Source organism: Actinoplanes sp. NPDC021490 (genome assembly GCF_055562135.1).
On record NZ_JBVHFW010000002.1, the window covers coordinates 201,027 to 225,577 of the forward strand.

General features: G+C 73.9%; 18 protein-coding genes. 5 read left to right on the forward strand and 13 right to left on the reverse strand.

Annotated elements, in window-relative coordinates; genetic code table 11:
- Positions 1 to 43 precede the first annotated feature (43 nt).
- Complete coding sequence (locus tag ACZ3I4_RS05415; RefSeq protein WP_465380628.1) at positions 44 to 5,305, forward strand: diguanylate cyclase; 5,262 nt, start codon at positions 44 to 46, stop codon at positions 5,303 to 5,305.
- 25 nt (positions 5,306 to 5,330) lie between these two features.
- Here ACZ3I4_RS05415 and meaB read toward each other — a convergent pair whose 3' ends face one another.
- The 12 genes from meaB to ACZ3I4_RS05475 form a co-directional block, all read right to left on the reverse strand.
- Positions 5,331 to 6,290 (reverse strand): methylmalonyl Co-A mutase-associated GTPase MeaB, encoded by a 960-nt coding sequence (meaB, locus tag ACZ3I4_RS05420; protein WP_465380629.1) that lies wholly within the window; start codon positions 6,288 to 6,290, stop codon positions 5,331 to 5,333.
- A 39-nt stretch (positions 6,291 to 6,329) separates the two neighbouring features.
- Positions 6,330 to 8,510 carry a methylmalonyl-CoA mutase gene (gene scpA, locus ACZ3I4_RS05425; RefSeq protein WP_465380630.1) on the reverse strand — a complete coding sequence of 727 codons (2,181 nt, stop codon included), beginning with the start codon at positions 8,508 to 8,510 and terminating at the stop codon, positions 6,330 to 6,332.
- Positions 8,507 to 10,300 (reverse strand): methylmalonyl-CoA mutase subunit beta, encoded by a 1,794-nt coding sequence (locus ACZ3I4_RS05430; protein WP_465380631.1) that lies wholly within the window; start codon positions 10,298 to 10,300, stop codon positions 8,507 to 8,509. The genes scpA and ACZ3I4_RS05430 overlap by 4 nt, the downstream gene beginning before the upstream one ends.
- 124 nt (positions 10,301 to 10,424) lie before the next feature.
- Positions 10,425 to 11,144: a tetratricopeptide repeat protein gene (locus ACZ3I4_RS05435; RefSeq protein WP_465380632.1), complete on the reverse strand. Its 720-nt coding sequence runs from the start codon at positions 11,142 to 11,144 to the stop codon at positions 10,425 to 10,427.
- 150 nt (positions 11,145 to 11,294) lie between these two features.
- A complete protein-coding gene (locus ACZ3I4_RS05440; protein ID WP_465380633.1) occupies positions 11,295 to 11,888 on the reverse strand; it encodes a hypothetical protein in 594 nt (197 codons plus the stop codon).
- Positions 11,885 to 13,222: a hypothetical protein gene (locus tag ACZ3I4_RS05445; protein ID WP_465380634.1), complete on the reverse strand. Its 1,338-nt coding sequence runs from the start codon at positions 13,220 to 13,222 to the stop codon at positions 11,885 to 11,887. The genes ACZ3I4_RS05440 and ACZ3I4_RS05445 overlap by 4 nt, the downstream gene beginning before the upstream one ends.
- On the reverse strand, positions 13,219 to 14,532 hold the full coding sequence (locus tag ACZ3I4_RS05450) for a hypothetical protein (RefSeq protein ID WP_465380635.1): 1,314 nt from the start codon (positions 14,530 to 14,532) through the stop codon (positions 13,219 to 13,221). The genes ACZ3I4_RS05445 and ACZ3I4_RS05450 overlap by 4 nt, the downstream gene beginning before the upstream one ends.
- The gene (locus tag ACZ3I4_RS05455; protein ID WP_465380636.1) at positions 14,529 to 15,329 is read right to left on the reverse strand and encodes an ABC transporter ATP-binding protein; all 801 of its coding nucleotides are present in this window, start codon (positions 15,327 to 15,329) and stop codon (positions 14,529 to 14,531) included. The genes ACZ3I4_RS05450 and ACZ3I4_RS05455 overlap by 4 nt, the downstream gene beginning before the upstream one ends.
- 13 nt (positions 15,330 to 15,342) lie before the next feature.
- On the reverse strand, positions 15,343 to 16,128 hold the full coding sequence (locus ACZ3I4_RS05460; protein ID WP_465380637.1) for a hypothetical protein: 786 nt from the start codon (positions 16,126 to 16,128) through the stop codon (positions 15,343 to 15,345).
- Positions 16,125 to 16,676 (reverse strand): RNA polymerase sigma factor, encoded by a 552-nt coding sequence (locus ACZ3I4_RS05465; protein WP_465380638.1) that lies wholly within the window; start codon positions 16,674 to 16,676, stop codon positions 16,125 to 16,127. Before ACZ3I4_RS05465 ends, ACZ3I4_RS05460 begins: the two co-directional genes overlap by 4 nt.
- A 55-nt stretch (positions 16,677 to 16,731) precedes the next feature.
- Positions 16,732 to 17,193 (reverse strand): hypothetical protein, encoded by a 462-nt coding sequence (locus ACZ3I4_RS05470; protein WP_465380639.1) that lies wholly within the window; start codon positions 17,191 to 17,193, stop codon positions 16,732 to 16,734.
- 14 nt (positions 17,194 to 17,207) lie between these two features.
- Positions 17,208 to 18,833: a copper resistance CopC/CopD family protein gene (locus ACZ3I4_RS05475; protein WP_465380640.1), complete on the reverse strand. Its 1,626-nt coding sequence runs from the start codon at positions 18,831 to 18,833 to the stop codon at positions 17,208 to 17,210.
- A gap of 171 nt (positions 18,834 to 19,004) precedes the next feature.
- On the opposite strand from ACZ3I4_RS05475, the gene ACZ3I4_RS05480 reads away from it, so the two are divergent.
- The 4 genes from ACZ3I4_RS05480 (at position 19,005) to ACZ3I4_RS05495 (ending at position 23,349) form a co-directional block, all read left to right on the forward strand.
- Complete coding sequence (locus ACZ3I4_RS05480; protein WP_465380641.1) at positions 19,005 to 20,075, forward strand: FecCD family ABC transporter permease; 1,071 nt, start codon at positions 19,005 to 19,007, stop codon at positions 20,073 to 20,075.
- The gene (locus ACZ3I4_RS05485) at positions 20,072 to 21,013 is read left to right on the forward strand and encodes an ABC transporter substrate-binding protein (RefSeq protein WP_465380642.1); all 942 of its coding nucleotides are present in this window, start codon (positions 20,072 to 20,074) and stop codon (positions 21,011 to 21,013) included. The genes ACZ3I4_RS05480 and ACZ3I4_RS05485 overlap by 4 nt, the downstream gene beginning before the upstream one ends.
- Positions 21,010 to 21,780: an ABC transporter ATP-binding protein gene (locus ACZ3I4_RS05490; protein ID WP_465380643.1), complete on the forward strand. Its 771-nt coding sequence runs from the start codon at positions 21,010 to 21,012 to the stop codon at positions 21,778 to 21,780. Before ACZ3I4_RS05485 ends, ACZ3I4_RS05490 begins: the two co-directional genes overlap by 4 nt.
- Before the next feature lie 153 nt (positions 21,781 to 21,933).
- Positions 21,934 to 23,349 (forward strand): PepSY-associated TM helix domain-containing protein, encoded by a 1,416-nt coding sequence (locus ACZ3I4_RS05495; RefSeq protein WP_465380644.1) that lies wholly within the window; start codon positions 21,934 to 21,936, stop codon positions 23,347 to 23,349.
- Here ACZ3I4_RS05495 and ACZ3I4_RS05500 read toward each other — a convergent pair.
- Positions 23,343 to 24,482, reverse strand: a complete 1,140-nt coding sequence (locus tag ACZ3I4_RS05500) for a DUF3500 domain-containing protein (RefSeq protein ID WP_465380645.1) — start codon at positions 24,480 to 24,482, stop codon at positions 23,343 to 23,345. The two genes, ACZ3I4_RS05495 and ACZ3I4_RS05500, sit on opposite strands and share 7 nt — an antisense overlap.
- Positions 24,483 to 24,551 lie beyond the last annotated feature (69 nt).

The window sequence follows — 24,551 nt, forward strand, 5'->3', positions numbered from 1 at the left end:
CGGGGCGTACCGTCCGGGTAGCCCGCGGAAGAGGAAGGAAACGTTGACCGCCATCTTTGGGACGACACCGGGATCAATCGCCGATCTCGAAATCGTCGCGCAGCTCGGCCGCGGGGCCGAGACGGTGGTCTACCGTGTCCGGCGCCGCGGCGCCGACTACGCGTTGAAGGTCCTGGCCGGGGCCGACTCCGCGCGGGCGCTGACCGCGATCCGCCGCGAGGCCGCGCTGCTCGGCTGCGTCGGGCACCCCGGACTCCCGCAGATCTTCGAGGTCGGCCAGTCCGACGCCGGGGCCTATCTGGTCCTGGAGTACATCGACGGCGCCCCGCTGGCCCAGGTGCTGCGGCGCGGCCCGCTCGACGAGGACGACGTGGTGCGCCTGGCCGTCGATCTGGTCGGCCCGCTCGCCGCCGCGCACCGGGCCGGGCTGGTGCATCGCGACGTGAAGCCGGACAACGTGATCGTGGACCGGGCGGGCGGCGGCCGCCTGATCGACTTCGGACTGGCCGGGCGGGGCGGGGCGGCCGACGACGGTGTCGCGGGCACGTTGTCGTACAGCGCTCCCGAGCAGACCGGCATGCTCAACCGGCCCGTCGACGGTCGCTCCGACCTCTATTCGCTGGGCATCCTGCTCTACGAGTGCGTCACCGGCCAGGTGCCGTACTGGTCGGAGGATGTCGGCGAGCTGATCCGGCTGCACGCCACCGCGCCCGTTCCGGACGTGCGGGCGCTGCGCCCCGGGGTGTCGCCGACCCTGGCCGCCGTCATCGCCACCCTGATGGCCAAGGACCCCGACGACCGCTATCAGAGCGGCGAGGGCCTGCTGACCGATCTGCGGCGGCTGGCCGAGCGGCCGGGCGAGCGGTTCCCGGCCGGGACGGACCGTCGTGGCGTCCGGCCGATCGGCCCGACCCTGCTGGTCGGCCGCGATCAAGAGGTGATCGCGCTGGCCAACCGCTGGCTGCGGGCCCGCGACGGCGCGGGCGGCGCGGCCGTGGTCGAGGGTCCGGCCGGTGCGGGCAAGACCCGGCTGGTGCGCGAGCTGACCAAGGCCGTCGCCTCGGACGGCGACCTGGTGCTCTACGGCAAGTGCGTGCCCGACGACCCGGTGCCGCTGGCGCCGCTGCGCGGGGCGGTCGAGCGTTACCTGCGCAAGGTCGAACAGCTTCCGGACGGCCAGCGCGAGCAGGCCGTCGGCCGGTTGCGCCGGGCCGCGGGCCGGGGCGGTCCGCTGCTGCGCACACTGTCGCCGCTGCTGGCCGACCTCATGCAGGCGCCCCGGATCGGCGAACTCAACCGGCAGGAACAGTTCGTCAACGCGGTCGCGGCGTTCCTGGTCGGGCTGGCCGACGAGTTCCAGGGCGCGGTGCTGCACATCGACGACGTGCAATGGCTCGACGGCCCGACGCGGCGGGTGCTGCAGCAGGTGACCAACCGGCTGACCGGCACCCCGCTGCTGGTCATCGCGACCAGCCGGGACGACCCGGACAGCGCGGCCGCCCTCGACCGGTTCGGCGCCGACATGGACGCCACGCTCGACACCCGGCTCCCGCTGCGCCCGCTCGACACCGGCGCCGTGGTCCAGCTCGTCGAGGAGCATCTCGGGGGCGTCCGGCTGCCCGCCGAGCAGATCACCGAGCTGGCCGAGCGGGCTGGAGGCAACCCGTTCATCGTCGGCGAGTACGTGCGCGCGGTCTTCGACGCCGGGCTGGTCACCCCGGCGTGGGGCGGCTGGCGGCTCGACCTGGCCGGGCTCGACCGCCTCGAGCTCTCCGGCGACGCCGTCGACCTGGTGCTGCAGCGCATCGACGGCCTGGGCGAGGAGAGCCGCCGGCTGCTGATGGCCGGGGCCACGGCCGGCCGGTGGTTCCCGACCGAGCTGGTCGCCGCCGTCTGCGGCATCGACCCGCGGCACGCGGGCGGCCTGCTGGCCGAGGCCGAGTCGCGGCGGCTGGTGATCGCGGCCGGGACGGGCGGGTACCGCTTCCTGCACGACCGGATCCGCGAGGCGCTGCTGATCGGGCTGGACGAGCCGGCGACCCGCCGCCTGCACCAGCGCATCGCCGAGATACTGGACGCGGCCACCTTCGACGACCCCCGCTACGTCTATCTGACCGCCCGGCACTACGCGCTGGGCGAGCCGCACCGCCGTCCCGACCGGGCGCATCTGAGCGGGCTCGCCGCCGGTCGCCTGGCCCTGGCCGAGCACGCCCCGGCCGAGGCGCGCACATTCCTCGAGGCCGCCGGGCGCGCGGCCGAGGGCGCCGGGCTGACCCCGCAACCGGGCTTCTATGTCGCGCTCGGCACCAGCTGCGCCCGCACCGGACGCTTCGCCGAGGCTCTGCGCCACCTCGACCACGCGTTGCGCGACGAGCCCGACAAGCTGCGCCGGGCCGAGATCCGGGCCCAGGTGGCCCAGGTGCACAACAGCTCGTGGAACCCCGACCGGGCCTACGACGCCGTCCGCCGCGGCCTGGCCGAGCTGGGCCGGCCGCTCCCCCGCGGCCGGGTCGCGCTCATCGTCACCACATGCGTGTCGCTGCTGGTGGGCCTGGTCGTCGGGCGCACCAAGATCGGTTTCGGCACCGCCCGCGACCGGCGCCGCGAGCGCTACCGGCTCCAGGCCGTCCTGTACGACCTGGGCACGTTCGCGCTGTCCATGCGGATGCGCCGCCTGATGCGGGCGCTGATGGGCCTGCGCGCGGTGTACCCGATCAACCGGCTCGGTCCGGGCCGCGAGTACGCGCAGCACATGGCCGGGCTCGGCGTGATCGCCGACGTGGCCGGCCGGCCCGCGCTCGCCCACCGGCTCTTCGCCCGCGCCGCCGCGGTGGCCGCCGAGATGGGCGACCCCGAGCTGGTCGGCTACGTCGAGTGGAAGCGCGGCGCGGGCAGCCACCTGGGCGGCCGCGACGACGACTCGCAGGTCTGGGGCCGGGCGCTGATCGAGCACGAACGCTGGCTCGAGCTGGGCGACTACCTGACCGCGGTGGGCGGCGTGTGCCTGCAGTACTTCCAGCGCGGCCGCACCGCCGACGCCGAGGCCTGGCTCAAGCGGGCCAAGGCGCGCATCGGCCCGGGCGCCGAGGCCGAGGGGGCGGGCATCTGGGCGGTCGAGGCGGCCGTGGCCGCCCAGCGGGGCCGGCACGACGAGGCGACCCGGCACATCGAGGCGCTGCGCCGGTTCCTGCGGGCCAACCCCGACAACCCGGTGCAGCAGATCAACCTGTACGGGGCCGGGGTGATCGCGCTGGTCGAACGCGACCAGCTGGGCGAGCCGTTCGACCGGCTCACGGCCGAGTTCGCCGCGCTCGGGGTCAAGCCGGGCTCGCTCGTCCCCCAGCAGCGGGTGATCTACATCTTCGAGGCCCTGGGCCGGCTGACCCGGTGCCGCCGGGCCCCGGGCGCGGAGCTGCGGGCGGCCGCGGCCGAGGCCATCGACCGGCTCGGCGAGAAGGCGACGAGCAAGCCGCTGCGCGCGTTCCACCGGGTGACCCGGGCCGATCTCGAGGTGCTCGAAGGCCGGCCCGAGGACGCCGTACGCACGCTGTCCGGTGTCGAGTCCGACCTGCTGCCGATGGACGCGCCGCTGATCGCGTACGAGGCGGCCCGGGTCCGCGCCCGCGCGCTGCAGGCGCTCGACCAGCCGGTGCCGGCCGCGCTGTCGGCCACCCTGGCCCGGACGATCGCCACCGACCAGCAGTGGCCGCAGCGGGTGCGGTGGGTCGACGACGAGTTCCCGGAGAGCCGCCCCGAACCGCCGAGCCCGGCGCCGCTGGTGACCACCGGGGGCCGGCACGCGGCCGAAGGCGGGGCGGCCGCCCTTTACCGGCGGCGTCTGGAGGCCCTGCAGCAGGTCAGCCTGGCCTCGGCGACCGTGCTCGACCCGCGCGAGCTGGCCCGGGTGGCGCTCGACGAGACCCTGCGCTTCCTGGGCGCCGAACGGGCCTTCCTGTTCCTGCTCGACCGCGACCTCAACCAGCTCGTGCCGCACGTCGGCCGGGACGGCGCCAGCCACGACATCCGCCAGCTCACCGGTTACAGCGCGACGCTGGTCGAACGGGTCCGTGAGACCGGCGAACCGCTGGTGGTGACCGGCACCGAGGAGGGCGTCGCGCTCGGCTCGCACAGCATGCAGGCGCACGGCCTGCGCAGCATCCTGATCGCGCCGCTCAAGTTCGACGGGCACCTGCGCGGCGTGGTCTATCTGGACAGCCGGGTCGCCAAGGGCGTGTTCACCAACGACGACGTGGCGATCCTCAAGGCGATCACCAACCACATCGCGGTGTCGCTCGAGACGGCCCGGGCCGCCCAGCTCGAGGTGGCCGTGCAGACGGCCAGCCGGCAGCGCGACGTCGCCGAGACGCTGCGCGCGGCGATGGCCGACCAGAGTTCGTCGCTCGACCCCGACGAGGTGATGCGGCGCCTGCTGAGCAGCCTGACCCGGACGGTCGGGGGCAACTCGGCCGTGCTGCTGACCCGGTCGGAGGGTGACGGGCTGACCGTGGCGGCCTCGCACGGTGACGGCGCCGCGGTCGGCCAGCGGTTCTCGGTGCCGTCCGATCTGCTCGGCCTGACCGGTCCGCGCACCCGTACGGCGGTGCACGGCACCGAGTCGGTCGACGCGCTGCTCGGATCGCCGCACAGCTGGTGGGCGATCCCGGTGGCCGTGCGGGGCGAGTCGTTCGGCATCCTGCTCGTCGGCTCGGCCCGCGACGAGCCCATCGCCGAGGCGCAGGCCCAGATCGCGGCGGCCATCGCCGGGCAGGGCATGACCGCGTACGAGAACGCCCGGCTGTTCAGTCAGGTGCGCCGGCTGGCCACCATCGACGGGCTGACCGGCCTCTACAACCGGCACCACTTCTTCAGCGAGGCCGACCGCGAGATTCGCCTGGCCCGCGCGCACCGCACGCCGATCGCCGCCGTCATGGTCGACATCGACCACTTCAAGAGCATCAACGACACGTACGGGCATCCGGTCGGCGACGAGGTGATCCGCGTGGTCGCCGCCCGGCTGCGCCAGGCCCTCGGCGACGGGGACGTGCTGGGCCGCTACGGCGGCGAGGAGTTCGCCGTGGTCACGCCGCAGGACGTGGACACCGCGACCAAGGTGGCGGAGCGGTTGCACCGGGTCGTCTCGGACGAGGTCATCCCGACCGTCGCCGGCCCCCTGCCGGTCACCATCAGCGTCGGCCTGGCCTGCGGCAGCGGCGACGACCCCGACCTGCGGCAGCTGCTGACCCGGGCCGACCGGGCCCTCTACGAGGCCAAACAGACCGGCCGCAACCGCGTCTGCATCGCCTAGGGTCTGTTTCGTGGCGAAACAGACCCTAGCGCTCGTCGTAGGCGGACAGCAGCTGCCGGGCGGCCTGGGCCGGGGTGAGGGAACCGTCGAGGACCTGTTCCCGTACGAGGCCGGCGGTGGAACGCACGGCGGGGTCGGTGGTGAAGCGGGTCAGAACGGAGTCGCGGGCCATCGACCACATCCAGTCGAGCTGCTGGTGGCGGCGGCGCCCGGCCACGTCGGTCTTCGCGTGGTGGGCGGTGACCTGGGCCCACACCTCGTCGATGCCCGTGCCCTCCAGGGCGCTGCAGGTCAGCACCGGGGTGGTCCAGTCGGTGGTGCGCAGCAGGCGCAGCGCGCCGGAAAGCTCGCGGGCGGCGCGCCGGGCGTCCGGCTCGTGCGGCCCGTCGGCCTTGTTGATGGCGATGACGTCGGCCAGCTCGAGGATGCCCTTCTTGATGCCCTGCAGCTGGTCGCCGGTGCGGGCCAGGGCCAGCATCAGGAACGTGTCGACCATGTCGGACACCGCGGTCTCGGACTGCCCGACCCCGACGGTCTCGACGATGACGATGTCGTAGCCGGCCGCCTCGACGACGACGATGGCCTCGCGGGTGGCCTTGGCCACGCCGCCGAGCGTGCCCGCGGTCGGTGAGGGCCGCACGTACGCGTCGGGGTCGGCGGCCAGGCGGGCCATCCGGGTCTTGTCGCCGAGGATGCTGCCGCGGCTGCGGGACGACGACGGGTCGACGGCGAGCACGGCCACCCGGCGCCCGGCCGCGGTGAGCGTGCTGCCCAGGGCGTCGATGAACGTCGACTTCCCCGCCCCCGGGACGCCGCTGATCCCGATGCGGTGCGAGTTTCCCGCGTACGGGGAAAGGGTCGCCAGAAGCTCCTGGGCCATCTCCTGATGGTCGCGGCGGGTTGACTCGACCAGCGTGATGGCGCGCGCCACCCACGCCGGGGTCCGGGCGCGCACCCCCTCGGCCATCGCGGCGAGATCGGTCACAGCGCACGCCCCTCGCCGGTCGCTCCGGCCGCGGTGTGGTCAGTCACCGCGGCGCCGGGACAGCTCGGCCAGCAGCTCGATGGCGGCCTCGGTCAGCACCGTGCCCGGCGCGAAGATCGCCGCCGCCCCGGCCGCGCGCAGCGCGTCGTAGTCCTGCGGCGGGATCACCCCACCCGCGATGATCATGATGTCGGGGCGGCCCTGGGCGGCCAGCTCGTCGCGCAGCGCCGGCACCAGCGTCAGGTGCCCGGCCGCGAGCGAGTTGACGCCGACGATGTGCACGTCGGCCTCGACCGCCTGCCGGGCCACCTCGGCCGGGGTGGCGAACAGCGGGCCCACATCGACGTCGAAGCCGAGGTCGGCGAACGCGGTGGCGACCACCTTCTGCCCGCGGTCGTGACCGTCCTGACCCATCTTGGCGACCAGGATGCGCGGCTGGCGGCCCTCCTGCTCGGCGAACGCGGCGGCCGCGGCCCGAGCCCGCTCGAGGTCGGCCATCTGGCCCGCTTCCTGCCGGTACACACCGGAGATCGTACGGATCCGGGCCGTGTGCCGCCCGAACACCTTCTCCAGCGCCATCGAGATCTCACCCACGGTCGCCTTGGCCCGGGCGGCGTCGACGGCCAGGGCCAGCAGGTTGCCGTGGCCGGGCTCGCCCGCCGCCCGGGTCAGCGCGTCCAGGGCCCCGGTGCAGGCCGCCTCGTCACGCTCGGCGCGCAGCCGGCGCAGCTTCCCGACCTGATTGGCCCGTACGGCGGCGTTGTCGACCTTGAGGACGTCGATCGGCTCGTCGGCCTGCGGGCGGTACTTGTTCACGCCGATCACCGGCTGGCGGCCCGAGTCGATGCGGGCCTGGGTGCGGGCGGCGGCCTCCTCCACGCGCATCTTGGGGATGCCCTCGTCGATCGCCCGGGCCATGCCGCCGGCCGCCTCGACCTCGGCGATCCGCTCCCACGCGCGGGCGGCCAGGTCGTGGGTGAGCCGCTCGACGTAGGCGCTGCCGCCCCACGGGTCGATCGCCCGGGTGGTGCCCGACTCCTGCTGGATCAGCAGCTGGGTGTTGCGGGCGATCCGGGCCGAGAAGTCGGTGGGCAGCGCGAGCGCCTCGTCGAGCGCGTTGGTGTGCAGCGACTGCGTGTGCCCCTGGGTGGCCGCCATCGCCTCCACACACGTACGCATCACGTTGTTGTAGACGTCCTGCGCGGTCAGCGACCAGCCCGAGGTCTGGCAGTGCGCGCGCAGGCTGAGCGACCGCGGGTCCTTCGGCTCGAACTCGCGCACCAGCTTGGCCCAGAGCAGCCGCCCGGCCCGCAGCTTGGCCACCTCCATGAAGAAGTTCATGCCGACGGCCCAGAAGAACGACAGCCGCGGCGCGAACGCGTCGATGTCGAGCCCGGCCGCCCGCCCGGCCCGCAGGTATTCCACGCCGTCGGCCAGCGTGTAGGCCAGCTCCAGGTCGGCCGTGGCCCCGGCCTCCTGGATGTGGTAGCCGGAGATGCTGATCGAGTTGAAGCGGGGCATGCGCTGCGACGTGAACGCGAAGATGTCGGAGATGATCCGCATCGACGGCGCCGGCGGATAGATGTAGGTGTTGCGGACCATGAACTCCTTGAGGATGTCGTTCTGGATCGTGCCGGACAGCTTCTCCGGAGCGACCCCCTGCTCCTCGGCCGCGATGATGTAGAGCGCGAGCACCGGCAGCACGGCGCCGTTCATGGTCATCGACACGCTCATCCGGTCCAGCGGGATGCCCTCGAAGAGCCGCCGCATGTCGTAGATGGAGTCGATGGCCACCCCGGCCATGCCGACGTCGCCGGTGACGCGCGGGTGGTCGGAGTCATAGCCGCGGTGCGTGGGCAGGTCGAACGCCACCGACAGGCCCTTCTGCCCGGCGGCCAGGTTGCGGCGGTAGAAGGCGTTCGATTCCTCGGCCGTCGAGAACCCCGCGTACTGGCGGATGGTCCACGGCTGGTTGACGTACATGGTCGGGTACGGCCCGCGCAGGTACGGCGCGATCCCGGGATAGGTTTCGAGGAAGTCGAGCCCGTCCAGGTCCGACCGGGTGAACAGCGGCGGCACGGCGATACCCTCGGGCGTCTGCCAGATCAGCTCCCCGGCCGGGCGTCCGGTTTCCTCCCGTACGGCGGCCCGCCAGGCCTCCTCCGCCCCGGGTGCGAGCTCCGGCGTCGTCAGCCGCGCCGTGGAGAAGTCGGGAATCACTGCGCTACCCCCAGGTCGTCGAGCGTGCTCGTCAGCGCGGCCACGGCGTCGCATCCCACGTGGACGTACGCGTCGACGCCCGGGTAGTCGCCCCGGCCGGCCACCAGGACCCGGGTCGCGCCCGCCTCCCGCAGCCGCGCCGCCTCGGCCGCCGCGTGCTCCGCGTACTCCTTGTCGGGCCCGCACAGGCACACCACCGGCGAGGAGCCCTCGGTCGTGACCTCGATGCCCCCGGCGGCGAACAGGTTGGTGGTGAAGGTGAGCCGGGCGCCGTGCGCGGCCGCCGAGCCGGACATGACCAGCCGTACGGCGGGCCGCTGGCCGGTCGCGGCCAGGTGCGCGTCGCTGCGGTCGCGCAGCCGCTCGTACGCCTCCGCGTAGCGCCGCCGCGGCAGTCCCCCGCCGGGTGGCCCGGCCGCGGGACGCCGTTCGGGCCGCCGCTCGGCCAGGTCGGGGAACTCGCTGACCCCGGTGATCGGGTCGCGGCGGTGGGCCAGGTTGCTCTCGCGGGCGGCCCAGACCTCGGCCAGCCGGTCGGCGATCAGTCCGCTGCCGAGCGCGGCGGCCAGCCCACCCTCCCTCTCGATGCGGGTGAACCATTCCCAGGCTGCCCCGGCCAACTGCTCGGTGTACTGCTCGACGTACCAGGAGCCGCCGGCCGGGTCGACCACCCGGGCCACGTGCGACTCCTCGACCAGCAGGGTCTGCGTGTTGCGGGCCAGCCGGCGGGAGAAGGCGTCGGGCCGGCCGAGCTGGTGGTCGAACGGCAGCACGGTCACCGCGGCCGCCCCGCCCACCCCGGCCGCGAAGGCGGCGATCGTCGTGCGCAGCAGATTGACCCACGGGTCGCGGGCGGTCATCATCGCGGCCGAGGTCACGGCGTGCTGATGCTGGCCGCCGTCCCGCGCCGCCCCGGAGAGTTCGGCGATCCGGGCCCAGATGCGGCGGGCCGCCCGCAGCTTGGCGATGGTGGCGAACTGGTCGGCCGTGGCCGCATACCGGAACTCGAGCTGGCTCAGGGCGGCCGGCACGGACAGCCCGGCGCCGGTCAGCGCGCGCAGATACGCCACCCCCGCCGCCGCGGCCGCGCCCAGCTCCTCCACTTCGGAGCCGCCGCCGTCGTGGAAGACGGTGGCGTCGACGGTCACCGCCCGCAGCCCCGGCGCCTCGGCCACGCAGCGGGTGGCCAGCGCGGCCGCCTCGCCCAGGTCGCCCGGCGAACCGGTGCGGGCCAGCCATCCGAGCGGATCGGCGCCCAGGTTGCCGGAGACCTTGCCGAGGTCGATGCCCCGCGCGGCCAGCAACTCGAACCAGGCCCGGGCGGCCCGTCCGGTGGCGTCGCCGGCGTCCAGCACCACCGGGGCCAGGTCGGGGTAAACGCCGTCGAGGGCCTCGGGCAGCGAGTCGAGGGGCAGCGCGCCGTCGCCGAGCACCAGCCAGAGCGAGGTCGTGCCGTTCTCGAGATCGGTCAGGATGGCCTCGCGGGCCTCCTTGGGCTCCGGGTCGGCGTAGCGCTGCCGCACATCCCACCCGCCGGCCACAGAGCCGGCGGCCCGGGCGCCCCGGACGAACGGCGGCAGACCCGGAACACCGGCGTCCGGTCCCGTGGTGTGCAGCGCCGCGATCGACGGGCCACCGTAGGTCACCGAGGCGAGCAGTTCCTCGACCTGGTCCGGTGTGGTTTCCTCGGTTGCGGCCCCGGATTTGCGCAGGGCGGCCAAGGCCAGACGACGCCACTGCTCAGCGCTCGCGACGGGAAAGTCCGCCCCCAGCGACAGGTTCTCGGCCATGCCCCGCCCTTCGTCGTCCCGAGTCACATTTAGCGGGCCGGGACGCTCCGCTGCCAACCCCTACTCGACGTTACGGCACCCCTCGAACGAGCCCGGACGCTGGTCAGCCCCTGACCGGCCCGGCTCAGTCGCCGAAGGCCGGCCGGGGGTCGAGGAGCCGGCCGTGCGCGTGCTCGCGGGCGAACTCAGCCGGGCCCAGGGCGTTCAGCGCGGAGGCGCGTATGGCGTCCAGGTCCTTGGCGTCGTCCGGGTCGGGCACCTGCCCGAGCGCGGCGAACGCGGCATCGGTGACCCCGGTGAGCCGGGCCGCCCGCACATAGTCCTCCTCGGCCACCGCGAGCGCGGCGCCCGCCAGGCCCACGTACGGCACGAAGTCGTCCCAGCCGTTGCCGAACACCCGCTCCCGCACCTGCGCGAACAGCCGGCGGGCGACGTCGACGTGGCCCAGGCCCAGCTCGCAGAACGCCAGGTTGTGGTACTCCGAGTTGACCGTCTCGGGCCGGCCGAGCGCCTCGTTGACCGCGATGCTCTCCCGATAGAGGTCCCGCGCCCGCTCCAGATCGCCCGACATCCGCGCCACCGCGGCCAGCACGTGCCGCGGCCGCTCCTCGAGGCTGCGGTCCCCCGCCCGCACGGCGACCTCGAGCGCCTCCCGCGCCCGCGCCTCCCCGCCGACGAGATCCCCCTGCCGAATGGCCACTCGGGCCAGGCTGTACCGCGCCTCAACCTCGCCCGCCGGATCCCCCGCGGCCCGGGCCCGCCCGATCTCGGCCTCACTCATCCGGACCACGGCCTCGTTGTCCCCGCGCCGGAACGCCGACCGAACCTGCTCGCTGAAAGGCACGCCGCCAAGCTACCGGCCCGGCGCAAGCACCCGCCGTCAGCCGTCGTCGGAGAGGCGGCCGCGTCCAACTGCCGTCAGGGAAGCAGCCGCCGCCAACTACCGCCCGGGAAAGCAGCCGCCTCCAACTACCGCCGGGGAAGGCGGCCGCCTTCAGCTGTCGTCGGGGAAGCGGCGGGCCGGGCCGGCCAGGGCGTACGTGAGCAGGCCGATGACGGCGAAGGCGGCGGCCAGCACGGCGGCGGGCCGGCTGCCGGCCGGCTGGGTCTGCCAGGTTGTCACGGCGCCCCACGGACCCGGCTGGGGGAAGAGCGCGGCGACGACCGTCCACCCCAGCGGGACGAACCAGGAGCGGGACGCCCCGGCCGTGGCCGCGCCCAGGGCGGTCAGTCCGAGCAGGCCGGCCGCGTCCCGGAGCACCACGCCCGCGGGCCCGAGGCGGGCGCCGGTGTAGCGAGTGGACAGCAGCAGCACCAGGATGACCGCGAGCGCCGCCAGCAGGTGCAGCGACCGCCGCCACGGCCAGCGGAACGACGCCGTGCGTTCGAGGCTCTCGTCGGGGGCCGACAGCGTGGTCGACAGCACCGCCACCATCAGCACGACCGTCAGGATGACCACGAGCGGGCTGGCGTCCCGTTCGGCCGAGAGGGTCAGCCAGAGCACCCAGACCAGGCCCGCACCGCCGGCGGCGACGGCCAGGGCCAGCGGAACCCGCCGCGAGCGCAGGTAGAGCACGGCCCAGGTCATCGGGCGCTCCTCGTCAGCAGCGCGGAGCTGTCCCGGCAGTCGATGATCGCCTGGCGCACCGCGGCCACCCGGGCCAGCGCCTCGTCCTCGGGCAGTTTCCGCAGGCCGCGCCACTGTTCGACGGCCTCCTCGTTGAGGCCGGGGCCTTCGCCGGTCACGCCGGGCACCACGCCGACGTCCGAGACCGGTTCGCGGCCGAGCAGATAGTAGGCGGCGGCCCGTTCGACCGAGCTGCGCCGCTCGTCGCAATACCCGTCGATGGTCACGCCGAGCGAGTCGACCATCAGCGGCACGACGGAGGCCGGGTGGGCCAGGCGGCCGTGCCGGTCGGCGGTGATGCTGAGCAGGACGACGCGGGTCTCGGGGGGCGCCGCCGGCCGCTTCCAGGAGTTCGCCTGCCGGATGTCCTCGTGGACCTCGGCCGGCGCGCCGGGCAGCCGGGCCAGCACGGCCAGGCCCTCGCGGGCGAGCGGGGTCAGCTCGTCCAGCATCACGGCGTTGACCCGGCTGACGCACACCTTGGGGGCGTCGGCCGTGCAGACCAGCGCGGCCGCGGCCGGGTCGATCGGCGAGTCGAGCACGCTGTCGGCGCGGGGGACGACGGCGAACGCAACGCCCACCCCGACCACGGCCGGGAGCACGGCGGCGGCCCGGCGCCATCGACCGTCGGCAGCGAACAGCCACGCCCCGGTGAGGGCGAGGGCGGCCATCCAGATCGAGAACGCGGCGCTGACCCGGCCGTCGATGGTCTGGTACGGATACGACTGCAGCGTTCCGTGCATCGGGGACAGCACCGCACCCAGCCACATCGGCGGGACGACCGCGGTGAAGCCGACGAACACGACCCCGGCGATGGCGAGCACCGGGGGCGTGACGGGGAGGGGCATCAGGCGGCCGAGGCCCAGGCCCAGCCAGGCCGCGGCGATCAGCGACAGCGCCCCGGCCGCCCCGACGACGACGAAGCCGGGCGGGAGAAAACGCGCGGGCGACAGGAGCCGGACGGCCCCCGCGGCCAGGACCAGCCCGTACGCGAGGGTGACGGCGCCCGCCATGGCCAGGAGCAGCGGCACCGATCGCCGGGCGCGCGGCCGCGGCGTGGTCGCGAACAGCTCGATCACTCGCGCCTGATGGTCGCGGCGGCCCTGCCGGGCGCCCGCGGCCAGGACCAGCGGCCACAGGAACACCGTGTATTCGCGGGTGCTCAGGGCCAGCGGCATCCACCCGCCGGCCCACCGGCCGGGCGCGACGTAGAGCGCGGTGACCCCGACGGTCAGGGCGAACAGGGCCGCGCCGAAAGCGGAGGAACGCTTCAGCTCGACGCCGAGGACGGTCACTTGGCCCGCCGGGCGAGCAGGCCGGTGGTGTCCCGGCAGTCGCGGGCGGCATCCCGGACGGCGGTCACGCGGGCCAGAGCCTCGGCCCGCGGCAGCTTCCGCAGGCCCTGCCACAGCCGGACGGCCCGGTCGTTGGATTCCGGGTCCTCGAAGGTCACCTCGGGCACCACCCCGAAGTCGGATTCGGGTTCCCGTCCGAGCAGCCAGTACGCCGCGGCCCGCTCGGCCATGGCGTCGCCCGGGCACCGCTGTCTCCGCTCGACACCGAGCCCGACCACGACCTCGAAGGCCACGACCGACGGGTGCGCGAGCCCGCCGTTCTTGTCGACGCGCACGGGGATCGTCACGACCCCCGGGCCGGGCGCGGGCAGGCCCCGCCCGTTCTCCTGCACCGTGGTCGGCGCCCCCGGCATCTGGGCCAGCACGGCCAGTCCCTCGCGGGCCCGCGGCGCCAGGTCGCCGAGCACGGCGGCGTTGACCCGGGTGACACAGACCTTCGGGGTGTCACCGGTGCAGACGAGTTCGCGGGCGACGGGGTCGATCGGCCAGGTGAGCCGGTCGTGGTCGCGCGGGACGACCGTCGTCGCGAGTCCGAGTCCGATCAGGGCGGGCAGGACGGCCGCCGCGCGGGCCCGCCGGTCGGTGGCCACTAGCAGCACCACGCCGGTGGCGGCGAGCGCGGTCATCCAGATCGCCAGCGCGCCGCTGACCCCGCCGTCGATGGTCTGGTACGGGTCGAACTGGCCGGTGCCGTACATCGGGGACAGCACCGCGGCCAGCCAGTCCGGGTTGGTGACCGCGCTGAAGAAGACGAGCAGCACGCCGGCCACCCCGAGCGCGGGCGCGGTGGCCAGGGCGGGCAGCAGACGCCCGAGGCCCAGGCCGAGCCAGGCCGCGGCGACCAGCGACAGCACCCCGACGGCCGAGATGACCAGGAAATCGGGTGACACGTAGTGCGATCCCGCGGCCAGCTTGGCTCCTCCGGCCGCGACCACCAGCACGTAGGCCAGACCGATCGTGATGGCCGTGGCGCCGAGCACCGGGATCATCCGCTGCCGGCGGGGCCGCGGCGTGGTGGCGAACAACTCCCCCACCCGGGCCCGATGCTCGCGGCGGCCCTGCCAGGCGCCGGCGGCCAGGGCCAGCGGCCACAGCAGGACGGTGTATTCGCGGGTGGTCATGGCCAGCGACAGCCAGCCGTGCGACCAGCGGGCCGGTGCGACGTACAGCGCGGCCACCCCGACCACCAGCGCGATCAGGGCCGCGCCGAGGGCGGCCGAGCGGCGAAGTTCGACTCCGAGCACGTTCATCGGGCGGCCCCGGCCCGATGGCGGCGCAGGATCGCCGAATAGCCGCGCTCGGCGGCGCTGTCTCCAGCGAAACCCGCGTCGCCCTGGGCGTTCAGCGACGCCGGCGTGCCGTGCCAGAGCAGCTTGCCCTCGTTGATCAGCACGACCTCGGTGCAGGCCGCGGCGACGTCCTCGACCAGGTGGGTCGAGACCAGCACGCAGGCGTCCAGGCCCAGGTCGCGCAGCAGCTCGCGGAAGTCGAGGCGCTGTTCCGGGTCGAGGCCGACGGTCGGCTCGTCGAGCAGCAGCATCTGCGGGTCGTTGACGATGGCCTGGGCAATGCCGGCCCGGCGCAGCATGCCGCCGGACAGCGTGCGCAGCTTGGCGTCGGCCTTGGCCGCCAGTCCGACCCGGTCGATCGCGCGCTGCGCCGCCGAGGCGATGCCCGCCTTGGGCATCTCCTTGAGCCAGGCCATGTACGCCACGAACTCGCGCACCGTGAATCGCGGGTAGTAGCCGAACTGCTGGGGCAGGTAGCCCAGCGCGCGCCGCACCGGCCGCAGGTCGGCCCGCCCGTCGGCCGGCCGGCCGAGCAGGGTCAGGGTGCCGCCGGCCGGTTTCACGACGGTGGCCAGGGCGCGCATCAGGGTGGTCTTGCCGGCGCCGTTCGGGCCGAGCAGCCCGTGCACGCCGGTGCCGAGCCGCAGGTCGAGCCCGTCGACGGCCAGGTGCCGCCCGGCCCGGACCTTCAGGGCCTCGGCGTGGATGGCCCAGGGGTGGGTGGTGGCGGCCGTCTCGGCCGTGGTCACCGCACGCATCGTGATGAGCTCCTTAGAAGGATGTCCGGCGCCGGAAGCTGGGGGCGCGCAGGACGGTGAGGACGGTGAGGACGACCGTGAGCACGGCCCACGCGCCGGTGCTGGACGGCTCGAGCAGCACGGGCAGGTCGGCGGTGGCCAGGCTGGGGGCGACCACGGCGACGGTCCACGCGACCATCAGGCCGATCGCGGCGCGGTGCACGCCGACCACCGAGCCCAGCAGCAGCGCCGCCGCCGTGAAGGCGAGGCCGGGCAGCAGCATCAGCGCGAGCCCCTGGGAGCGGCCGGTGACGGCCAGCACCGGAATGACCAGGATCAGGACCGCGGCCGTACGCCGGAGAAGCATCGTCAGGCCCGTGGCCGGGGTGCTCGAGACCAGCTCCCAGGCCGGATCGCCGTGGCGGCTCCACGCGACCGCGACGCCGGGCAGGGGCGCGAGCGGGGCGAGCAGCAACACGACCGACGGCAGCTGGGGCAGGAACCGGGTCAGCAGCGCGGCCGCGGCCAGCACACTGGCCGTCATCGCAACCCAGGGCAGCAGCGCCGTCACGAACCAGCGCCGGGGCGTCCGCAACGGCCGGCCCGCGGGCGCCGGGCCGGTGGTGATCCGGTGCTCCAGCTCGGCGCCGACTTGGACGATCAGGTCGCGGGACTGGCCGGTGGTGCTGCCGGCGAGCCGGGCCCGGCAGTCGGCGCAGGTCTCCAGGTGCACCTCGATCGACCAGACCGTCGCCTCGTCCTGGCTCGCGTCGGAGGTCGCGTACCGGGAGATCTCGATCAAAGTGGGGTGGGTGCTCATGACAGGGCCTCCCGCAGGGCGATCCGGGCGCGGCGGACCCGGGACTTCACCGTGTTTTCGGGGACGCCCAGCAGCAGGGACGTCTCCCGGATCGAGAATCCGTCGAGAACCGTGGCCCGCAGCACCTCGCGGGCCTCGGGCGGCAGCAACGACAGGGCCTGTTCCAGTTCCTGCCCGACCCGGCCGGCCATCACTTCTTCCTCGGCAGCGGGCGCGATCGTCTCGGCGGTCGTCACCCGCGGCACCTGCTCGTGCCGGGCGCGGCGGCGGAAGGCGTCGACGAGCCGGTGCGCGGCGATGGTCCAGAGCCAGCCGACCGCGCTGCCCTTGGCCTCGTCGCCGGTGAAGCTCGCGGCCGCCCGCCAGACCGACAGGTAGGTCTCCTGCAGCACGTCCGCGATCACATCGGGGTCGGCGCAGCGGCGGCGCAGTCTCACTTCGAGCCACGGCGCCGTACGCCGATAAAGCTCCTCGAATGCCCGCCGGTCGGCACGGGCGACGCGACGGACGAGTTCTCCCTCGTCAACCGCGTCCAGGCTTCGTTTCACACCAGGTAAGACGCAGCGGCCCGCGGAATCGGGTTCAGCCCTGATGTGATCGCCGTCACGGCACCTCGAGGAGCCGGCCGAAGCCCGCCGACAGCAGGGCGCCGGAGTGGCCGACCGCCTCGAACGAGCGTTCCCCGCCCTCGGCCAGCTGCAGCGAGACGGTCACCTTGGAGGCCTCGGCCCGGCTCCGCGCATCGACCACCGACGACGCCGGAATGGTCTCGGTGGCCTGCCCCTGCTCGCGGCGGGCGACAACCAGCCACCGGGTCGCGCCGGTCAGGGCGGCCAGCAGCGCCAGACCGACGGCGATCCACAGCCCGAGATCGAGGCCGGGGATCCCCCGATCACCCGCGTTGACGGCGACCGCGGCCAGCCCGGCGCCGAGGATCAGCCCGCCCGCGCAGGCCCGGACGGCGCGCTGCCGGGCCTGCGACACCTCGCGCACCTCGACCCGGCCGTCGGAGAACTGCAGCGTCACCGGTTGCCCGGTGCCGGTGGTGACGTGGGAGATCTTCACCCGGCCAGGGTAGGTCACCGCACGGGGACGACCGTGGTGACGGTGGCCTGGTCGATGTCGGACACTCGCAGCGTCATGGACAGATGCCAGTCACCGGCGATCGGGAAGGTGACGGCGCCGAGCCCCTGGTTGTCGACGACCGTGGCGACCGGGGCGTTGATCGCCTCGATGCCCTGCGACGGCAGCGAGACCGACACCTTCCACTCGGCCACCTCGAGCGGCTTGCCCTCGGGGGTGTAGGCGAAGGCGTGCAGCGTGTTGTATTCGCCCACCGTGGCCGGGAAGATCTCGAACTGCACCGCGAACAACTTGCTGTTGAGGGTTTCGACGAAGCCGCGCGAGCGCTCCGCCGCGACCGCCTCCACGTCGACCGTACGGCCGGTGGTGGTCTGCACCAGCACGGCGCTGGCCGCGAGCACGAGCACGGCGAGGCCGACCTCGAGGCCGGCCGCGCGCCGCAGCCGTCCCGGGGTGGCCTCGGCGATCCCCCGCAGCACCAGGCGCCGCGACACGAAGGCGACCGCCAGCACCAGCGCCAGCAGCCCGGTCTTGGCCAGCACGAGCCGTCCGTAGGTGGAGGAGACCAGGGCGTCGAGCGTGCCGATCTGGATCAGCGCCTGGATCACCCCGGCCGCCACCAGCCAGTAGACGGCGAACGCGGCCCACCGCGACCAGGCCGGCAGCACGAGCCGCAGCTCCCGCGCCTGCATGCGCCGCAGGACGAATACGACCAGCGCAACGAGCCCGCCCAGCCAGACGGCCATGGCGGCCAGGTGGGCCAGGTCGGCCACGACCAGCAGCCAGGCCTGCGGTCCGGCCGCCGGGTGGCCGGTGAGCGGCCACGTCACCAGGATCCCCAGGGCGAGCGCGGTCAGCAGGGCGGCCGGTTTCCACCCGGCTCCGCGCCGCAGCCGGCCGACCAGCCCGGCCGCGACGGCCAGCAGGGCCAGCCGGAGGGCCAGGGTGACCCCGAAGTCGCTGCTCAAGACCTGTCCGAGCTCCCCCGCCGAGACGTCCAGCACGCCGGCGCCGGAGGACGCGGGCGCCTGCAACCAGAGGGCGGCCAGCGTTCCGGCGGCGATCAGCCCGAGGCCGGCCCGGGCCATCCGCACCGGCCCGTTCCGGGAGAGCCGCCGCGGCCACCACAGCGCGAGCAGCAGCACCGGGCCGGCCACCAGCACGAGACCGGCGTACCCGAACCACTTGGTGACGGCCGTGGCCGCCTGCACCGCCGGGTCGACCTCCTCCTTCGGCGCGGTCGGGGCATTCGCCGAGGGCGCGCCGACCGAATACGTGTACGCGCCTGAGACGGGGTGGCTGTCGGCCGAGATGATGCGATAACTGACGAGGTAGGTCCCGAGCGGCCGGTCAGCCGGGCGCACCTGGAAGACCAGTCCCTCGGGTGTGATCTCGGGGTCGCCGTCGTTGATCCGCTTGCCGTCCGGGCCGATCACCTGCGACCGGCCGGGCACGATCTGCACGGCCTCGCTGAAGGTCAGCACGATCCGCTCGGGCGCCACGCCGACCACCGAGCCCTGCTGCGGGACGGCCACTCTGAGCACGGCATGCGCGTACGCGGGCTGGGCCGGCCAGCAGAACAGGGCCATGAGACAGACCGCCAGCAGAGCGGACTTCCGCACTGAGACCTCCCAACGTCCGGCGCAATATACCGAGGCCCTCGCGAGCCTCTTAGGGCATACGGACGGGCACCCGGGCGGGGATCAATGATCACCTCCCCGATCCGCCGGTTGAGTGGTTGATCTCCCCTTGATACGTTGTTGCACATCTTTGGCAACAACGAAGGGATGGCGGTGACGATCGAGCTCGACGTGCTGGGCGTCGGCGCGCAGCGGCGCCGGACCGTGATCTGGCTCGGGGCGCTCACGGCCGGCCTGCTCGTCACCGGGGTCGCCGCGGTCGGCACGGGGGCGATCGCGATCGACCCGGCCACCGTGGCCCGGATCATCGGCCACCAGCTGACCGGCCTGGGCCGGGTGGCCTGGACGCCGCCGCAGGAGGCGATCGTCTGGCAGGTGCGGCTGCCCCGGGTGCTGCTGGCCATGCTGGTCGGGGCCGGACTGGCGGTCTGCGGCGTCGCGCTGCAGGCGATGGTGCGCAACGTGCTCGCCGACCCATATCTGCTGGGCATCAACTCGGGCGCGTCCAGCGGCGCCGCCGCGGCCATCCTGTTCGGCGCGGGCGCCGGCTTCGGCCAGTACGCGTTGCCGGCCAGCGCCTTCGCCGGAGCGCTGGCCGCCTCGCTGCTGGTCTTCCTGATCGCGCGCACCGGCGGCCGGGTCACCTCGATCCGCCTGCTGCTGGCCGGAGTCGCCGTCGGATACGCCCTCTACGCCGCGACGAGCTTCCTCATCTTCGCCTCGGGGTCGGCCGAGGGCTCCCGGTCGGTCATGTTCTGGCTGCTCGGCTCGCTCGGCCTGGCCCGCTGGGACGCGCTGCTGACAGTGGCCGCCCTGGTCATCGGCGGCACCGTCCTCTACCTGACCGTCTCGGGCCGCCGCCTCGACGCGCTCGCCGTCGGCGACGAGACCGCGCACACGCTCGGGGTCTCGCCCGACCGGTTCCGCCTGCGCCTGCTCGTGATCGTGTCCCTCTGCGTCGGCGTGCTGGTCTCCGCGTCCGGCAGCATCGGCTTCGCCGGCCTGGTCGTGCCGCACCTGGCCCGCCGCCTGGTCGGCGCCGCGCACGTCCGGGTCGTGCCCGTGGCCGCCCTGCTCGGCGCGATCCTGCTGGTCTGGGCCGACGTCATCGCCCGGGTCCTGCTCGCCCCGCAGGAGATCCCGATCGGCATCGTCACGTCGCTGCTCGGCGCCCCCTTCCTGCTGGTCCTCATCCGCCGACTGCACGCCGGAGGCAACGCATGAGAAAGCTCGCCGCCCTGTCCGCCCTGCTGCTGCTCACCGCCGGGTGCGGCGGGACCCGGGCCGAGGCCGGCTCGCCGGTCACCATCACCAACTGCGGCGTCGACGTCACCTTCGACAAGGCGCCCGAACGCGTCGTGATGCTCAAGAGCGCCGCCGTGCCCTACCTGCACGCCCTCGGGGTGCTCGACCGGGTGACCGCCCGCGCCGGGCAGTATCCGCGGGAGTACTACGACGCGGCGACGCTGGCCGAGATCGACAAGATTCCGCTGCTGACCGACAAGACCGACACCAGCGGCCACCTCCAGATCTCCCCGGAGGTGGTGATCAGCCAGCAGCCCGATCTGGTGCTCGGCCAGGTCGAGAATCTGTCCCGCGACAGCCTGTCGGCGGCGGGCATCCCGCTGCTCGAGGAACCGGCGATGTGCCCGGGCAGCACCGCGGCGCCGAGCTTCGACGACATCTATGCGCAACTGGTGGCGTACGGGAAAGTCTTCGATCGTCCGGAGCAGGCGGCCGCGGCGGTCACGGCGCTCAAGGCCCGGAAAGACACGATCAAGGCCGGCAAGGACGGGCGTACGGCCGCGGTGCTCTACCCGACGGTCGGCGGCGGGGTCACGTACGCGTACGGCTCGGCCAGCATGGCCCATCCGCAGCTGGAGGCGGCCGGCTTCACCAACGTGTTCGGCGAGAACAAGGAACGCGTCTTCGAGGTCACGCTGGAGGAGCTGCTCGGCCGCGATCCGGACGTGCTGATCCTGCTCCACGGCGACGGCGAGCCCCGGGCGGTCGAGCAGGCGCTGACCTCGCTGCCCGGGGCCGCGAAGCTCAAGGCCGTACGCGACAAGAACGTCATGACCCAGCTGTTCAACTTCACCGAGCCGCCGTCCCCGCTGTCGGTCGACGGCCTCGAGAGGATCGCCGAACGGTTCCCCGCATGATCACTGCCACCGGCGTCTCCTGGCGGTACGGCTCCCGGCCGGTGATCGACGGCGTCAGTGTCACCGCGCGGCCGGGCCGGGTGCTCGGGCTGATCGGCCCCAACGGCAGCGGCAAGACGACGTTGCTGCGGCTGCTCTACGGCGCGCTGCGCAGCCCGGCCGGTTCGGTGGCGGTCGACGGCAGCGCCTTGCCGTCGCTCGGCCCTCGCGAGGCCGCCCGCCGCCTGGCCGTGGTCGTGCAGGAGACCGGTGGCGAGACGGCGCTGACCGTGGCCGAGATGGTGCTGCTGGGGCGCGGCCCGCACCTGTCGGCGTTCCAGCGCACCGGCCGCGCCGATCACGAGATCGCCGCCCGTTCGCTGGCCCGCGTCGGCGCCACCCATCTGGGCCCGCGCCCGTTCTCGGCCCTCTCCGGCGGCGAGCGGCAGCGGGTGCTCATCGCCCGGGCGCTCGCCCAGCAGGCCACCCATCTGCTGCTGGACGAGCCGACCAACCACCTCGACATCCGCTTCCAGCATGAGATCCTTCGCCTCGTACGCGGCCTGGACACCTGCTCGGTCGTGGTGCTGCACGACCTCAACCTGGCCGCCCGCTACTGCGACGACCTGGTGCTGCTGGGCGACGGCGGCGTCGCCGCGGCCGGGACGACCGGCGAGGTGCTCGATCCGGCGGTCCTCGAGTCGGTCTACGGCATCGGCATCAAGCGGATCGAGCTCGACGGCCACATCCACCTGCTGTTCCACCCGTTCGCCGAGGAGGCCGCATGACCACCGCCGCCGCGAGCCGTTCAGCACTGACCGAGCGCGAAAAGGTCTGACTTCATTCGGACGGGTGGGGCCGGGAACCCGGGGCCGGGGAGCAGCGACCAACCGGTGCGCCCATCCCCTGCAGTCGCATGTGGACCCCGAGCAAGGAGCCCCATGACCGCCACCCCCGACACCGTCCGGCCCGCGCCCCCATCCCCAGCACCGGGGCGCCCGCGAGCCGGCCGCAGCGTCTTCGGACCGCTGCTCCTACGCCTGCACTTCTACGCGGGTGTCTTCGTCGCACCGTTCATTCTGCTCGCCGCGCTCACCGGCCTGGCCTACGTCTTCACGCCGCAACTGGACCGGGCCGTCTATGCGCAGGAGCTGACCGTCACCCCCGGCGGCGAGGCCCGGCCGCTGTCAGCGCAACTCGACGCGGCCCGCGCCACCCACCCCGAGGGCACCATCGCCGCGGTCCGGCCCGGCTTCGGCGAGACGACCACGCAGGTCGACTTCACGTCGCCCGGGCTCGATGCAGAGCACATGCACACCGTCTACGTGAATCCGTACACGGCCGAGGTCACCGGCCAGCTCACCACCTGGTGGGCCGCCACCCCGGCCCGGACCTGGTTCGACGACCTGCACACCCACCTGCACCTGGGCGATGCCGGTTACTACTACTCGGAGTTCGCCGCCAGCTGGCTGTGGGTCATCGCCCTGGGCGGCGTCGCGCTGTGGTGGCGCCGGCAGCGCGGCCGGCGCATGCTGCGGCCGGACCTGAGCGCCCGCAAGGGCGTGCGCCGCACCCGCGGCTGGCACGCCTCCACCGGCCTGTGGCTGTCGGTCGGGCTGATCTTCCTCTCGGTCACCGGCCTGACCTGGTCGAACCAGGCGGGCGAGAACTTCGGCAAGGCCGTCGACGCGCTTCGTGGCAGCCGGCCCGCCGTGTCGGCCGACCTGGGCGGCGCGGCCGCCGCACCGTCCTCCGGCGGTCACCACGGCGGAGGCGAGACGTCCGCGGGCAACGCCCCGGCCGACCCCGCGGCCATCGACGGCGTGATGCGGGTGGCCGACGCGAACGGGATCGGCGGAAAGCTCACGGTCACCCCGCCCGCCGAGGCCGGTACGGCTTGGACGGTCACCGAGGAGGACGCGTTGTGGCCGGTCGGCCGGGACAGCATCGCCGTCGACGCCGCGACCGGCACGGTGACCGACCGGATCGACTTCGCCGACTGGCCGGTGATGGCCAAGCTCACCCAGTGGGGCATCTACGCGCACATGGGCGACCTGTTCGGCCCGGCCAACCAGATCGTGCTGGCGCTGCTCGCGCTCGGCCTGATCTGCGTGATCGTGTGGGGCTACCGCATGTGGTGGCAGCGCCGCCCGACCCGCACGGACCGCCGCGCGCCGGTCGGAGCACCGCTCGGTGAGCGCGGCGCCTGGCAGAAGCTGCCGCCCTGGGCCATCGCCGCCGGCGTCCCGATCGTCTTCGGCCTGGCCTGGGCCCTGCCCCTGTTCGGCATCCCGCTGGCCGCGTTCCTGCTGGCCGATCTGGCGATCGGAAGGCTGCGCGACCGCTCGCGTCAGTGATGCTTGCGGCGGTGGGCGCGCAGGACGTCGAGGCCGAAGTCGTTCTCGGGGTCGCGCCAGACGGAGTGGGCGTGGTTGGCGTCGCGCTGGGTGTTGTCCCACTCGATCAGCAGGCCCGGCCCCTGCACCCGGTAGTAGTGCGGCTCGCCCGGCTCCGTCGCGCCCGCCCACGCGAAGTGCACGGCGTCCAGCGCGGAACCCTCGTACGAGGGCATCGGGGAAACCGCCTCGGGAACCCGGCCGAAATACGTTCCGAGCAGCGCGCGCAGCAGGTCACGCTGCTCGGCCGGCAGCTGGGAACCAGCCACCCCTTTCCCCCGTACGGTGTATTCGAGTGTCCGGTGCTCAGCGTCCCCGTAGCCGGCCGCTTCGTCGATCTTGTCGCTGAGCTCCTGCAGCTTGTCCTGTTCGGCCGGGTCGGAGAACCGCTCGTCGCGCCAGATCCCCGACAGCGGAACCACCCGGTCGCCCTCGCCGATCGTCGTCCGGTTGCCGGTCACCAGGTCGGACGGCGCCCGGCCGGACAGGATCGCGCGGCGCCGCAGCTCGTCCGGCAGCGATCGGACCAGCTCGCGGGCCAGATCTTCGACCCGGGCCAGGGGCCGGTTCACCGCCCCGCCGAGCAGTTCGGACGAGGCCGGATCGGCCCCCAGGAAACAGGGCGTGGTCGCGACCAGTTCGCCGTCGACGACCAGGTTGTTCAGCGACACGTGATGCCCGCCAAACCGCCACCCCCAGGTGCCGCGCCGCGGATCCCCGAAGACCCGCAGGTAGTACAGCCCGGGGTCGCGGCCGCGTTCGCGGTCGAACCTGGTCACGAACCCCTCGGTGTGGTCGAGGACGTTCTCGAGCCCGATCGTGGTGGCCACGGTGACGTAGCCGGCGCGGGACAGGCCGGTCGAGACGAGCCGCATGGCCGCCTGCTGCTGCGCCGGCCGCTGCTGGTGAAAGGTCAAACCGCCGTGGTCGGTCGGCGTGTAGAACCAGCGCCGCCGTTCGCCGTCGCTCGCGTCGTCCGACGGCATGGGCCCCACGGCCGTCTGCCGCTGCTCCGGCGTCAGCCGCTCCAGCCATGCCCCGGCGGCCTCGGCCATCACCGTGGCCAGGTCGCGGCGGTCCGACTCTGCAGCCATGACCCAATCTAACCCGCGTCAACGCCTCGGATCATGGCGGGCGCCCCGGGAAAGCGGCGTTTCCCCGGC